The sequence below is a fragment of the Mycobacterium sp. 852014-52144_SCH5372336 genome, assembly GCF_001665615.1.
Classification (GTDB): domain Bacteria; phylum Actinomycetota; class Actinomycetes; order Mycobacteriales; family Mycobacteriaceae; genus Mycobacterium; species Mycobacterium neumannii_A.
Map to the genome: position 1 here is coordinate 15,991 of NZ_LZSW01000005.1, position 14,074 is coordinate 30,064.

Sequence of the window (14,074 nt, forward strand, 5' to 3'; positions counted from 1 at the left end):
GCCTGCATACCCGTCTTGTCGAATCTCCAGCACCCGGTGGGTGTGACATTGACCGCTCACCGGCGTCCGGCCCACAGACCGGTACCCTCACGCGCATGCCCGAGGACGAGCCCACCGCAGTCGAGGACGGTTCCGTCTTCACCAAGTACGGCATCGCATCGGCGGTACTGGGACTGGTCGCGGTGGTGGCGGTCGCGCTGGCCGCCCTGATCTGGACCCAGCACCACGACCACACCGACGAGTTGCGTTACCGCGCCCGCGCCATGCAGACCGCGGTCGACTGGACCAACGTGCTGATCAACATGAACAAGGACACCGTGCAGGCCGACATGGTCCGGCTGCACGAAGGCACCGTCGGCCAACTGAACGCGGACTTCGACGCGGCCGTCGAGCCGTACCGCAGGCTCGTGCAGACCCTGCAGTCGCGCACCAGCGGGCAGATCGACTCGGTTGCCGTCGAGTCGATCTATCACCCGCCGCCCGGCCCGGACGACGCGCCGCCGCGCCGACCCCAACCCGAGATCTCGGAGTTTGCGTCGCGCACCGACACCGTCATGGTGGTGGCGACATCGGTCAGCGAGAACGTGGGCGGGGAAGAGCCCAGGACGGTGCGCTGGAATCTGCGGCTCGACGTCTCCGATGTGGACGGCACGCTGATGATCTCGCGCTTGGAGCCGATCCGATGAGGAACGTCTTGCGGGTCGCCGCGTTCGACGTGGCGCCTCCGCTGGCCGCGATCGCGGCGCTGGTGTACATCGGCATCGCGCTGGCGTGGCCGCTGTGGTGGGTTTCGGTCTGCTCGGTGCTGTGCTTGTTGATCGTCCAGGGCGTGGTGGTCAACGTGGTGCTGGCGCGCCGCGATGCGGTGACGGTCGGCACCGACGACGACGGTCCTGGCCTGCGGCTGGGAGTGGTCGCTGTCGCGACGGCGGCGGTGGTGGCCGCGGTGCTCGTCGGCTATCTGAAGTGGACGGTGCCCGATCGCGCGCTGCGCAACGACAGCACCGAGGTCGTCGGCATCGCCAGCAGTGTGGCCGAAGCGTCGGCGACGTTCACCCCGCAGAGTCCGACGGCGTCGATCGACCGGGCGGCGGCCATGATGTCTCCGGAACGCGCTGATGCGTTCAAGAATGAGTTCGCGACGGTGGCAAAGGATTTGGCGAACCGCAACGTGTCGGCCCAGGCCAGTACCGTCTCGGCGGGCGTCGAGGCGATCGGCCCGAGCGCCGCCAGCGTCGCGGTGATCCTGCACGCCACGCAGAGTTCGCCGGGGAAACCGGCGGACACCGCGGTGCTGGCGCTGCGGGTCACGTTGTCCAAGACCGACGGCCGGTGGTTGGTCGACAACGTGTCGCCGATCCACGCGCGGTGAAGGGGCTAGCGCAGCAGCCGGGCGTGGTCGACCTTGATGCAGCGGTCCATCACGACTTGTAATCCGGCCGCCTCGCCGTCACGGGCGACCTGCTCGTCCCACAGGCCGAGTTGCAGCCACAGCACCTTGGCCCCGACGGCGATGGTGTCCTGCAGCACCTCCGGCAGGTGTTCACGCCTGCGGAACACGTCGACGAGGTCGGGCACGACCGGCAGATCGGCCAGCGACGGGTAGACCGGGGTGCCCTCGATGTCGCTGACGGTCGGATTGACCAGAAACAGGTCGTAGTCGGCGGCCGCCTTGAGGTAGGTCCAGATCTCGTGGCTGGCGCGGTCGGGGTTCGGCGACGCGCCGACGATCGCCACCGTGCGGGTCTCCCGCAGAATCTCTTCGAGGTCCATTCCCGGCGTATACCCAACGGGTCCGTCAACCGTTGGGTCGGCTCGAACGCATCCGGGCGAACCGCTCGGACAGCCGCTTCATCCGCACCATCAACGCCGCCGACGGGCTCGTCTGGCCGCTGAGGAAGGACGCGAACTCATCGGGGGGCACGCCGATCCGCGATGCGAACTCCTGATGTCCCAGCCCGGAGTGCTCCAACAGTGCCTGGATGTGACGGGCCACCTCCGCGCGCTCGTTGGCCTCCAGATGTTCGCGCGTGCGGGTGAGCACCTCGGCCAACGCCTTGGACACGCCGTATGGCCGCGCGGTCTCGAGGACTTCCTCGACCTGACGCGCGGTACGGCCGAACGGGTCCCGCTTGATCGCCGCGACGATGCGTTGCCAGACGGCGAGGTCATCGGTCTCCAGGGCCGCGCGGATGGCCGCGGTCGGCCAGAATTCGACCGGGCGATCGTCGACGGACGGCGTCGCGGGCGGCCTCGTGCTCTGCTCCGCGGAGACAGCCTCTCGGCGGCGGGTATCCCGGATGTCGGGAGTCACCGTCACCTCGCCTCCTCCAGCATCGCGACCGCCACCGAAAGGCAGCGCTCTCGAACTTTTGCCCACTCGGCCTCCGCCTCCGGACCGGACATCCGGGTGTCGTGCTCGTCCGAAGGCGCAGGGTCGGCCAGTCGGCGCACCAGCTGAGTCGCCACCCACTGCTTTCTTGACTGTGAACCAGAGTAGTACCGGTCCATTGTGCTCAACACTTCCGCCGCCGTGCGCGCGTCCATGCACTCGACCAGATCGGCGAATTCCGCGTAGTCGCGTGTGGTGTTGCGGCACATGATGAGGTAACCCTTCAGCCGCAGCGTCTCCGCGCCCGTCGGGATCTGCAGCCGGTCGCCGGTTGGCAGTTGGACGTTGGTGGTTTCCATCGGGCTGCGCCGCTCCATCGTGGCGTGCTCGCACTCCGATGCGGTCTCCAGCGCGTCCAGGGCCACCGCCAACCGGCCCCGCCACATCGTCACCGGATGCACCGGGGGCGGGGCGGTGGCCAACGCGGTACCTCCGCCGCCGCCGCGGTGTCCGGCGTTGAGCCGACCGACGCTGCGCATCTTCGTGGTCGGCGCGTCCGGGCTGCAGCCGCTGAACGCCAGCGGATCGGCGACCGTGACAGCTTGCGGTACAAGGGTTTTCAACTTCGCCGCCGACTTGACGACGGTGCGTAGCTCGGAGCCCTTCGGTCCCAGCGACGAGAGGTCGTCGGGGATGATGATCAGATCGGGGGTGTCCACCTTGGGCAGGGGCTTCTCGAAATCCACCGACGGCAGGATGCGGGCCAGCCAGTGCGGCAGCCACCAGTTCCACTCGTCGAACATGGCCATCAGAGCCGGTACCAGGACCAGCCGAACGACCGTCGCGTCCACCGCGATCGCCACCGCGCAGGCCACCCCCAGCTGAGCGACCAGTGGCATGCCCGCGAACGCGAACCCGATGAACACCGCGATCATGATGAGCGCGGCGCTGGTGATGGTCCGAGCGCTGGTGCTCACGCCGTAGGCCACCGCGTCGCGCGTGTTGCGGGTCAGCAGGAAGCGCTCACGGATGCGGGTGAGCAGGAAGATCTCGTAATCCATGGACAGACCGAACGTCATCGCCAGGACCAGCGGCGGGATCGTGCTGTCCAGCGACGAAATCCGGTCGAAACCCAGGTCTTCGAGCCAGCCCCACTGGAACACCGCCACCAGGCTGCCGTAGGCGGCGGCCACCGACAGCACGGTCATCAGGACGCCCTTGAGCGCCAGGACCACCGAGCGGATCGCGATGAGCAGCATCAGGAATGCGATCAACGCCACGAAGAGGAACACGAGGGGCTGAGTGACGGAGACCCGGTCGTCGAAATCCTTGATCAGCGCGGTCGGACCGCCGACGTCGATCCGCACATTCTCGGTGCCGGGCGTCGACGGCAACTCCGCGCGCATCCAGTCGATCGTCTCGCGCGCGCCCATGTCCTCGGGGTCGACCGACAGCACCGCCGACAGCAGCGCGTGCCGGTAGTCCTCACCGAACGACGGCGGGCTCACCGACACCACGTTCGGGCCCTGCGCCATGCGCTGGCGAATCGCGTCGAGCAGCGGTTCCTTGGCGGGTGCCGAAGCGGCGTTGCCGTCGGGGAAGGCCACCAGCACCCGGACCGGGCCCAGGGCTCCGGGGCCGAGCGCCTCGGCCGCGGCGTTGACGCCGCCGCGGATCTCGTGGGTCGGCTCGAACTGACGCTGCATGCTGTTGCCGAGCATCATCGAGAACGCGGGCGCGGCCAGCGCGATCAGCAGCGCGGCGGCGGCCATCGCCGACAGCCACGGCCTGCGCATCACCCAACCGGTCCACCGCGTCCAGAACCGAGACTGGGTGGCTTCGGGGCGTCTCGACCAATGCAGGTACGACGAGCGTCGCGCAGCAGACCGGCCGAATGTCGCGAGCACGGCCGGCGTCAGCGTCGTGGAGGTGAGCACGGCCACCGCGACCGCGAGGATGGCGCCGGTGGCCATCGAGACCAGCACGGGCGTCTGGATGAGGTAGATGCCGGTGACCGACGCGATCACCGTCAGCCCGGAGAGTGTCACCGCAAGACCCGATGTGGCCATCGCGGCGTCTACTGCCTGATCCGGCTCGCGCCCGGCGCGCAGCTCCTCCCGGTAACGCATGAGGATGAACAGCGAGTAGTCGATCGCCAGCGCGATGCCGAACATCGACACCGTCGACGTCACGAACACCGACATCGTGGTGAACATCGACAGCAGGTAGACGAGCCCCATCGTCACCGCGACGGTGCAGACGCCGAGCACCAGCGGCACGGCCGCGGCGGCCAACGACCCGAACACCGCGAGCAGGACGATCAGGACGATCGGCAGGTTCCACCGCTCCGCCTGGGCGATGTCGTGTTTGGTGGCCTGCGTCGCGGCCGCGCCCAGAGCGCCCTGGCCGATGACGTACAGCTTGACCCTGCCGTTCTCGATCTCGCCGGGGTCCTCGCCGTCGATCCCGACCTTCTGACGCAATTGTTTGGCGACGTCGACCGCGCCGGTGTTGTCGAAGTCCAGCTGCAGCGTGATGACGTAGGGCCGATCGGGCTGCGGCGGGGGTTGTTGCGGGTTCGGAGCGATCTTCACGCTGGGCACCTCGGCGGCCAGGCGTTCCAGGTGTGCGACGGCGGCGTTCATGTCCTCGTACGAGGCATCTGCGCGCGGTGCGGCGACCAGCGCCAGCGGTGAGGCACCCTGGTCGGGGAAGTGCTCTTCGAGTTCGCGCTGCACGCGCAGCGACTGGGATCCTTCGACCTCGAAGCCGCCACCGGTGAGGTGGCTCGACTGGTTGAGCGCCAGCCAGATCGACGGGACGAGCAGGAGCACCCATACGGCGAAAACCGCCCAGCGATATCTGCGCAGTTTGCTACTCAAGCGCAACATGAATTGCTGGATTGGATCCCCCGCTTTCTCCCCGGCGTTTCGTAGCCGAAGCGTACAACAACCTGCGGTAAGGTGCCGGTCCCTTCGGCCTGCTCCCATACTGCCTGAGCGATCCGCAGCAACGCCTCACGATGTCCCAATTCGTTCTCGCGACCAAGCCGAACGGCGTTACGCCACCCGTGCGCATCGAGGCCGTTGGCCCTGCTGGATTGGCGGGGGTGAGGCGACCGGTGGCAGGATGTGGCTCGGCCGTTTTCGGCGTCGGGGACTGATTGCCGTCCATCGCGAGAGCATTTGCGGACCGGTCGAGATCGTCTGCGAATCGTTAGGAGTTGTCATGAAAACGACCACCGGGCTGATCCGTCGCCGCGCCGTCGGCATCGTCGCTGCCTCTGTCGCGGGCGGGGCCGTGTCGGCCGCGCTGGTGTTGCCGGCCCTGTCGTCTGCTCCGTCGGCGACCGCCGCCAAGGACCCGTGCGCGGCCAGCGAGGTCGCCAGGACGATCGGCGACGTCGCCACCTCGACCGGTGATTACCTCGACGCGCATCCGCAGACCAACCAGGCGTTGACGACGATCTCCAAACAGCAGGCCGGGCCGCAGTCGCTGGGCGCGCTGAAGGCGTACTTCGACGCCAACCCCGAGGTCGCCGAGGACCTGCAGCAGCTGCAGCAGCCGCTGGCCAGCCTGTCGGGTAAGTGCAAACTTCCGCTCACGCTGCCCCAGGTGATGGGTCTGATGCAGGCCGCGCAGCAGCAAGGCGCAGGTCTTCCGGCGGGTTTGCCGGCGCAGGCGCCGACCGCGAAGACCCCGCCGCTGACCGCGCCGGGGGCCACGGCCCAACCGCATGGGGCGTCACCGGTTTCCCAGGGCAACTCGCACGCACCGTCGTCGGCCATCGCGGGCCTGCCCTGACTCGAAACGACGCATAGCCACCCGCCGCGGGCACTTTCACCTGCAGATTTCGAGTTTTCGGCGACTCGTTGACCGCAAGGCAAGAAAGTCTGCGGACATTCTGCTTAGCTTTTCTTCGTTGGTCCCAGTTGGTAGACGTCGCTAACCACCATGGTTACGGCCACCCCACTCCCGATGAAGGAGCTCACCCATGTTTCTCTCGGCCCGTTCTGCGCGTCGTGCGGTTGCTGGCGCGGTCGGCACCGGCGCGATCGCCGGTGCGATGTTCCTCGGTGCGACGCCGCTCGCTGCCGCGGAGCCGCCCAACTGCACCGCGGCCGATCTCGCCGGTGTGGCCTCCGGCGTCTCGGCGTCGACGTCGGCGTACCTGTTCACCCATCCGGACGTCAACTGGTTCTTCACCAGCCTCGAGGGCCTGCCGCGCGAAGAGGTCCGGGGCAAGGTGCAGGAGTACTTGAACGCCAATCCTCAGATCAAGGCCGACCTGACGGGGATCCGCCAGCCGCTGGTCGACATCAAGAACCGCTGCGGCGACACCAACGGTGACGGTCTCGCCGACAGCTAAGCCGGCGTCCGCCTGACCCCCGGGCCGTCCTTGGCCGCTTCTCCCGCGGCCGGGGGCTCGGGGTCTGCGCGCGACCCGGGGCGGTGTCAGCGGCGAATCATGACGTGAATGGCCGCACGCCAGCCGAGTAACAGCACGGCGGTTGAGATCGAGGCCACCACAATGAAACTCGGCGCCACACCGGCAGACGTCAGCTTGCGCAGCAGCATGCCCACCACGATGGTGCACACCCACACCGCAAGGCCCGTCGGGATCAGCGAATACGGCCGTCGCCACCCCAGCGACAGCACCCAGCCGGCGAGGGCGCCCGAGACGAACGGCCACGCGGTCTCGGCGATGCCGACGAGATTCAGACCCTCGTCGTGGCTGCGCCGTCCGATCGCGGCGAACACGATCAGGCAGGCGACGTCGGTGGCCAGCGCCGTCAGGGCGGTCCGGGTCTGTTCGGAGCTATCGATCGGCATAGGTCATCACGTCCAGTTCCAATGGCATGGCGGTCTTTTCGTCACGAGCGGTGAAGCCGGGCTGAAGCTGCGCGGATGCACCCTCAAAAAGGGGTCCGTTGACGTCGTCATCGTCGACCATTCGCGCATCGACCCGGAAGTCGTCGAACACGAACGGCAATCCGTTGGAGCCCAACGGGTCCGGTGAGCTCATGACGTGGAAGTGCAGGTGTGGCGCCGTGGAATTGCCGGTGTTGCCGACCTTTCCGAGTACCTGTCCCGCAGTCAGTCGGTCACCGGGTTTGACCGCGACGGTCCCGGTCTTGATATGCGCGTACAGCGCGTAGTTCCCGTCGCCGAGGTCTTGTACGACGTGGTTGCCGGCGTACTGGTTCAGCGGTAGTCCGGTCGGGTTGCGGCCGGGCATCTGCTCGGGCAGGCCGTCGAGCACCGAGACCACCCGCCCGTCACGGACTGCGTGGATGTCGGCGCCGAAGAAGGCGAAGCTCTCGGGCTTCGACGGGTCGCCGGTGATCAGGCGTCCGTCGGGGTCGAGCTGGACGTAGTCGATCGCGAATCGTTCTGCGGCCCATAGGCGGCCGTTGATCGGGTTGAGCGCCGTGCGGTGGGCGCTGGTGCCGCAGCATCCGCCTGCGTCGACCCAACCGGCTCCTCTCAACGGGGGCCGGAGGACGACGGGTTCGCGGGGTTGCACTTCGACAGGGGCGATGTCGACGGTCTGGTCGGCGGGAAACAGTGGATCTTGCGGGTCGAGATTCGACAGCGCGACGGCGTGTGTCAACCGACTCGGCGTCTGCACGTTCTCGTCGAGCGCGACGTCGAACCAGACCACCGCCGTCTGTGCGGGACCGATTGCCGTTGTGGGGCTTGGTGTTCCGATGATCCGGGTCCATTGCGCCAATTGGTCGCCTTCGAGGTCGAGCAGCGCGACATCGCGGTCCAGCACGGTGATCGACTTCAGGGTCACCGGGTGCGGCAGCGTGTTGGTCAGGCTGACCTCGTAGACCAGATGTTTCCTGCCGTCGGTGGCGAGTACCGGCACGGGCTGGCTGATGGCGTCGCCGACGATCGGGGTGGCCACCGACGGGGCGGGACCTCGCAGCGGTCCCGGCGCCGTCGATGCCGTCGTGGTCTGGGGCGACGATTCGGCGGGCGATGTCGCTGCGGGAGGGTCGGTGCCCTGCGAACAAGCGGCGATCAGCGCCGCGACGCCGAGAACGGCTACTGCCGGTCGCATGCGTCGGGGTCGACGTCGGTGTCGGTGCGGAACATGAAGAAGAACACCACCCATCCGATAGCGGCGATGAAGATCCAGCTGATGAGCCGGTAGATCAGCATTGCCGAGATCGCTGAGGCCAGTGTCATTCCGCTCGACACCAGACCGGGCACCAGCACCGCCTCGACCACCAGCAGCCCGCCGGGCATGAGGGGGATCGAGCCGACCGCGCGGGCGGCGACGTAGGCCACGATGACCCCGAGCAGCGACGGGCGCCCGCCGGCCGCGTAACAGGCGAACAGCAGCGTGCCCACGCCGGTGACCAGGGTGAACATCGACCAGGTGGACGCGACGCCGAGCTGGCGCCTGCTCAGCTTGACCGACTCGAGCTGAGCCAGCGTCTCGCGCCATTTGGTCAGCCCGTTGTGGGCGGGTTTGGCGCGCACGTAGTTCACCCACGACAGCACCCGCACCCCGATGCCGTCGAGCAGATCGGGTCGCGAGGCCACCGCCTGCGCCAGCACGATCAGCATGATGAAGCCGGCCAGCGTGAAGATCAGCGAGAACGGGTTGTGCTTGGCCCCGAGAAAGAAGGCGCTGCCCAACCCCAACAGCGCCAGGCTGATCACCTGCAGTGCGCCCGACATCACCAGCTGCCAGGAGGCGATCACCGGCGTTGCGCCCCAGAGCCGCTGCTGGCGGTAGATGAACGTCGCCGACAAAACCGGTCCGCCGGGAAGCGTCGTGCTCAGGGAGTTGCCCGCATAGAACGCGGCCTGCGAACGCCATTGGCGCACAGGCACTCCCGCGGATCGCAACAGCTTGCGCTGGATGTCGCCGAAGAAGTGCATCGACGCCAGCGCTGTACCCACCGCCGCCAGCACCCACCACCACTGTGCGGTGTAGAGGCTGTGCCACGCCTTGGCGAGCTGATCCCACACCAATCCGAGTTCGACGCTGAGCACGACGACCGCCACGGCGAGGACGGCCCACCGCAGCCACCAGTACTTGCCGCGGAGGGTGCGCCCTTGGCTGTGGGCTGCACTCGCAGGCGCGTCGTGTGCCACGGAGTAAGGGTAAGGCGTGGTGCTGCGGTTTCGAGAGATCCGTCGCTGCAAGTGGCAGGCCGTTACGCTATCGGGATGCCTGGGGCCCCATCTGTTGATGACGAGTCCGTCTCACCTCTCGTTCGCAAAGGGGCAGCCTGGTCGTGGCGGCTGCTCGTCATCCTCGCCGCCGTCGTCGCCCTGCTGTGGGTGTTCAAGCGGCTGGAGATCATCGTCGTACCGGTCGCGCTGGCGACGATCCTGGCGGCCCTGCTGATGCCGGCGGTGGACTTCCTCGACCGGCGTGGGGCGCCCCGGGCCGGGGCGGTGGCGCTGATGTTGCTCAGCGGGTTCGCCGTGGTCGGCGGGATCATGTCGTTCGTCGTCACCCAGTTCATCGAGGGCGCTCCCGAGCTGACCCAGCAGGTCAGCCGCAGCATCGACGGTATGCGCAACTGGTTGATCGACGGCCCGCTACATCTGAGTCGGGATCAGATTGACAATGCGGGCAACGCCGCGATCGAGGCCCTTCAGAACAACCAGGAAAGGGTGACGACGGGCGCGCTGTCGACGGCGGGCACGGTCACCGAGATCGTGACCGGTGCCGTGCTGGTGTTGTTCACGCTGATCTTCCTGTTGCAGGGCGGACGCAACATCTTCGCGTTCGTCACCCAGATCTTCCCGGTCCACGTCCGTGACCGGGTGCGCGAGGCGGGCAAGGCCGGCTTCCATTCGTTGATCGGATACGTGCGTGCCACCTTCCTGGTCGCGCTCGTCGACGCCGTCGGCATCGGCACCGGCCTGGCGATCATGGGTGTGCCGCTGGCGTTGCCGCTGGCCTCGCTGGTGTTCCTCGGCGCGTTCATCCCGCTGGTCGGCGCCGTGATAGCCGGTGCGCTCGCGGTGGTCGTCGCGCTGATCGCCAAAGGTTTCATCTACGCGCTGATCACGCTCGGTTTGGTCATCGCGGTACAGCAGCTGGAAGGCCACGTACTGCAGCCGTTGGTGATGGGCCGCGCCGTGTCGATTCATCCGCTCGCGATCGTGTTGGTGATCGCGGGCGGCGGTGTCCTGGCCGGAATCGTGGGCGCGCTTCTGGCGGTGCCGGTGTTGGCGTTCCTCAACAGCGCCGTGCGGGTGCTGACGGCGCGGGATCCCGACGCCGAGACGGAAGCCCTCGAAGCCGACGAGGGTCCGCTGGTCAAGGCCGAAAGCGACGACGTCGACTGAACTTTCGCGACGAAGCGTCCTACAGCCGGCCTTCGCGCCGCAGCAGGTCCTGTGCGCTGACGCCGCCGCCGCGGCGCTGACGCTCGTCATCCTCGCGGGTGTTGAGCTTCTCGGTCGCCGCTTCAGCGTCGTCGCCCTGCTTGCCCGGGGTGGGGATGGCGGTCGTCGCGTCGGGGTCCTGCGTGGGCTCGGGGTCAGTCGGTTGTGACCGCGGTGTCGGGATCGCCGTGGTCGGCTCGTTGCCGGGCGTGGGAGGCGCCACGCGCGGGCGCTGTCCCCGGCCTTCCGGCGCGGTCGGCATCGCCCTGGTGGGTTCGGCCGACGGCCGTTGCGGGGCGGGCGCCGGCGGGGTGGGCGGTGTGCCGGTGCCGCGCAGTTCGCCCAGCCACGACTCGATTTCGCGTTCCTCCCGCGGCGGGCGGCCCCCACCCGGACGCGGAGCCGCCGGAGCGGGTGCGGGCGGGGCGGGCGGCGCCGGTGGCCGGGCGGCCTGTCGCGCCGTCGCGGCGGCGTTGCTCACCGCGTTGCGAACGGCGTTCTTCGCGATCGACAACCGTGTGGTCTGCGGTTCGTCGGCCGGTGCGGCCGGTGGCGTGGTCGTGCTGGGGATGCGTGTCGTGCCGGTGGCCGACGGGACCCGCTGCGGCACCGCGCGGGTCGCGCCGGGACGCGGGCCCGAGACGGCGGGGTGCGTCGGATCGTGCGGCGGGCGCGGCCGAGGCGGCACCGGTGCGCCGGCACCGACCAGCGCCTCGGGGTCCTCGACGGTCTCGCGCACCGCTGGACGCTTGCGTTCGTCGGGCAGCTCGGTCTCACCGAGGCCGAGGCGCTCCTGGATGCGCTTCATCCACCGCGGCGCCCACCAGCAGTCGTCGCCGAGAAGCTTCATCACCGCCGGCACCAGGAACATTCGGACGATGGTGGCGTCGAGCAGCAGCGCGATCAGCAACCCGAACGCCAGGTACTTCATCATCACCAGGTCGGAGAACACGAACGCTCCTGCGACCACCGCGAGCACCAACGCCGCACCGGTGATCAACCGGCCGGTGGTCGCGGTGCCGACGCGGATGGCTTCGGCGGTGGACAGACCGCGCTCCCGGGCCTCGACCATGCGCGACACCAGGAAGACCTCGTAGTCGGTCGACAGACCCCAGATGACCGCGATGATCAACCCGATCATCGGCGCCATCAGCGGCTGCGGCGTGTAGTTCATCAGCCCGGAGCCGTGACCCACGACAAACATCCACGTCAACACGCCCATCGTCGAACCCAACGTGAGCGCGCTCATCACCGCGGCCTTGATCGGCAACACCACCGATCCGAACGCCAGGAACATCAGGATCGTCGTCGTGACGATGAGGATGGTCACCATCAGCGGGAGCTTGTCGAACAGGCTGTGAATGCTGTCCTGTTCCAACGCCGGGGTGCCACCGACCGAGATCGACAACCCGCGCGGGGGCACGATGGCGCGAAGTTCCTCGACCTTCTTCGCCGCGTCGTTACGGTTCACCAGGCCGTTCTGGATCACCCGGACCGAGGGGTCCTGCGAGCCGCCGTCCTGATACGGACGCGGCTGCCACATCTTGGTCGGGTCGTCCTCGGGTTGGATGAACCCCGGGATCGTCAACGCCTTGCTGCGGATCTCGGCGACCTGCTGATCGGTGACCGGTTCGCCGTTGTCGTTCTCGATCACCAGCGTCAGGGGTTCGGTGCGAAAACCGGGGAACGACCTGTCGAACGCCTCCTGCGCCTGGCGCACGGCGTTGTCCGGCGGCAGGTACTTCTCGCTGATGCCGCCGAGCGAGAGCTGACCCAGCGGGATGATCATCAGGATCATCACGATGACGATGGGTGCGGCGAACGCGATCGGCCGCTTCATCACCCGGTTGACCAGCTTGCCCCAGAAACCCTTCTCGACCTCGGCGCGTGTCTTGGTCTTCTGGGTCTTCTCCGCCAGCCAGTTCAGCCACCACACCGTCGGCTTGCGGACCAGCGGGCTCATGCTCGCCGCCGACAGCACCAGGATGGTGCCCGCCACGAACACGGCGATGGCCATCAACAGCCAGAAGATTCCCGTGCCGAGGGTGTCCTTCGCGGAGAACAGGCCGACGAAGATCCAGGCGAACGAACCGACATAGCCCAGCACCAGGCCGATCTGGGCGTAGTTGGCGCCCTTGTCATAGGTCCGGCGGATCTGCGCTCTGGCGATGTGCCCGACCGGAATCGCGGCGAACGGTACGAGCACACCGAGCGGGATCGAAGCGATCGCCAGCGGGTTGGTGCGGTCGGTGGTCTCCGCGGGCGACGGGGCCGGATAGGGCTTGGTGAACCGCAGCAGCGTGCGCACCCCGAGCGCGTCGACGTTGGGCCCGAGCAGGGCCAGGGCCGCGGCCAGCACCGTCACCGACAGGATCGCGGCCAGCATGACCGAGGCGATGATCGCGTAGGTGATCGACTTCAGGAAGCCCTGTGGGAACAGCAGCAGCGGCACCGACGACGCCACCAGGATGACCGCCGAGAACATGATCGTGCGGCCCGACGTCATCACGGTGCGGCGGACCGCGGCCTCGGTGTCGTAGCCCTCGGCGATCTCCTCACGGAACCGGCTCACCATGAAGAGGCCGTAGTCCACCGCGATACCGAGGCCCATCAGCGTCACCACTGGCTGGGCGAAGAAGTGCACCGGCATGAACTCCGCGAGCAGGCGCATGATGCCCAGCGCGCCGGCGATCGTCAGACCGCCGATGAGGCCGGGAAGGGCGGCGGCGACGACGCCACCGAAGACGAAGAACAGCACCACACAGACCAGCGGGATGGCCGCGACCTCGGCGCGCCGCTGGTCCTCGCCGATGCTGCCGGTCAGTTCACTGGCCAGCGGGTTCAGGCCGGCCAACTCGATGCGGCCGTCGTTGAGCTGCTGCAGGTCAGATTCGACGGCCTGGTAGTTCTTCAGGATCTCGTCGTCGGTGTTGCCCTGCAGGGGGATACTCACGAACGTCTTCGACAGATCGCTGGTCTTCATCTGCTGGACGGTCGCGTTCGCGGCGTCGGGCGCCCGCAGCCAGCCGACCCAGCTCACCACCTGGTCGGGATGGTCCTTGACGAAGGTGTCGAGTTCGCCGACGACGTCACGCTGCCACTGCGGGTTGTCGACCTTTTCCCCGTCGGGCGGGGTGAGGATCGCCACCACGTGGCTGGTCCGGTCGCGACCGAAGGCCTCGTCGGCCACCACCGAGGCGTGGACCGACTGGCTGCCTTCGTCGTAGAAGCCGCTCTGGGTGACGTGATTGCCGAGACTGATCCCGAAGATGCCGCCACCGAGGCAGAGCGCGACCATGACGCCGATGACGATGTATCGATATCGGTACACCGTTCGACCCCACCAGGCGAACACGTAAGCTCCTTACTCGATTTTCT

12 protein-coding genes are annotated in these 14,074 nt (G+C 67.9%); 5 read left to right on the forward strand and 7 right to left on the reverse strand.

The genetic code is table 11. The features are described 5' to 3' along the window. Nucleotides 1–95 precede the first annotated feature (95 nt). Together A5759_RS00570 and A5759_RS00575 are read left to right on the forward strand one after the other, a co-directional pair. Entirely contained in the window at nt 96–686 is a 591-nt protein-coding gene (locus tag A5759_RS00570) for a hypothetical protein (RefSeq protein WP_068192524.1), read from the forward strand. Continuing rightward, nucleotides 683–1,372, forward strand: a complete 690-nt coding sequence (locus A5759_RS00575; RefSeq protein WP_068192527.1) for a hypothetical protein — start codon at nt 683–685, stop codon at nt 1,370–1,372. The genes A5759_RS00570 and A5759_RS00575 overlap by 4 nt, the downstream gene beginning before the upstream one ends. 5 nt (nt 1,373–1,377) lie before the next feature. Here the strand turns inward: A5759_RS00575 and A5759_RS00580 are convergent, their stop codons facing one another. The 3 genes from A5759_RS00580 to A5759_RS00590 are packed head-to-tail and all read right to left on the reverse strand — an operon-like array spanning nt 1,378 to nt 5,223. Beyond that, entirely contained in the window at nt 1,378–1,773 is a 396-nt protein-coding gene (locus tag A5759_RS00580) for a CoA-binding protein (RefSeq protein ID WP_068192531.1), read from the reverse strand. Between the two features lie 25 nt (nt 1,774–1,798). Continuing rightward, the gene (locus A5759_RS00585) at nt 1,799–2,320 is read right to left on the reverse strand and encodes a hypothetical protein (protein WP_068192534.1); all 522 of its coding nucleotides are present in this window, start codon (nt 2,318–2,320) and stop codon (nt 1,799–1,801) included. After that, complete coding sequence (locus tag A5759_RS00590) at nt 2,317–5,223, reverse strand: MMPL family transporter (RefSeq protein WP_068192536.1); 2,907 nt, start codon at nt 5,221–5,223, stop codon at nt 2,317–2,319. Before A5759_RS00590 ends, A5759_RS00585 begins: the two co-directional genes overlap by 4 nt. Nucleotides 5,224–5,560: 337 nt before the next feature. Between A5759_RS00590 and A5759_RS00595 the strand changes: the two genes are divergently transcribed. Continuing rightward, on the forward strand, nt 5,561–6,136 hold the full coding sequence (locus A5759_RS00595; protein WP_082961893.1) for a hemophore: 576 nt from the start codon (nt 5,561–5,563) through the stop codon (nt 6,134–6,136). A gap of 190 nt (nt 6,137–6,326) precedes the next feature. Then, the gene (locus tag A5759_RS00600) at nt 6,327–6,701 is read left to right on the forward strand and encodes a heme-binding protein (protein WP_066848178.1); all 375 of its coding nucleotides are present in this window, start codon (nt 6,327–6,329) and stop codon (nt 6,699–6,701) included. A gap of 86 nt (nt 6,702–6,787) precedes the next feature. Here A5759_RS00600 and A5759_RS00605 read toward each other — a convergent pair whose 3' ends face one another. From A5759_RS00605 to A5759_RS00615, 3 genes are read right to left on the reverse strand one after another with little or no spacing between them, the layout of a single operon-like run. Then, a complete protein-coding gene (locus A5759_RS00605) occupies nt 6,788–7,165 on the reverse strand; it encodes a DUF3054 domain-containing protein (protein ID WP_068192540.1) in 378 nt (125 codons plus the stop codon). Beyond that, nucleotides 7,152–8,402, reverse strand: coding sequence for a M23 family metallopeptidase (locus A5759_RS00610; RefSeq protein ID WP_068192542.1), 1,251 nt, complete (start codon nt 8,400–8,402; stop codon nt 7,152–7,154). The genes A5759_RS00605 and A5759_RS00610 overlap by 14 nt, the downstream gene beginning before the upstream one ends. Next, nucleotides 8,387–9,448: a YbhN family protein gene (locus A5759_RS00615; RefSeq protein WP_068192547.1), complete on the reverse strand. Its 1,062-nt coding sequence runs from the start codon at nt 9,446–9,448 to the stop codon at nt 8,387–8,389. The genes A5759_RS00610 and A5759_RS00615 overlap by 16 nt, the downstream gene beginning before the upstream one ends. A 75-nt stretch (nt 9,449–9,523) precedes the next feature. Between A5759_RS00615 and A5759_RS00620 the strand changes: the two genes are divergently transcribed. Then, nucleotides 9,524–10,657 (forward strand): AI-2E family transporter, encoded by a 1,134-nt coding sequence (locus tag A5759_RS00620; RefSeq protein WP_066848169.1) that lies wholly within the window; start codon nt 9,524–9,526, stop codon nt 10,655–10,657. 19 nt (nt 10,658–10,676) lie between these two features. On the opposite strand, the gene A5759_RS00625 is transcribed toward A5759_RS00620, so the two are convergent. Further along, nucleotides 10,677–14,051, reverse strand: a complete 3,375-nt coding sequence (locus A5759_RS00625; RefSeq protein WP_068192550.1) for an MMPL family transporter — start codon at nt 14,049–14,051, stop codon at nt 10,677–10,679. Nucleotides 14,052–14,074: the final 23 nt, after the last annotated feature.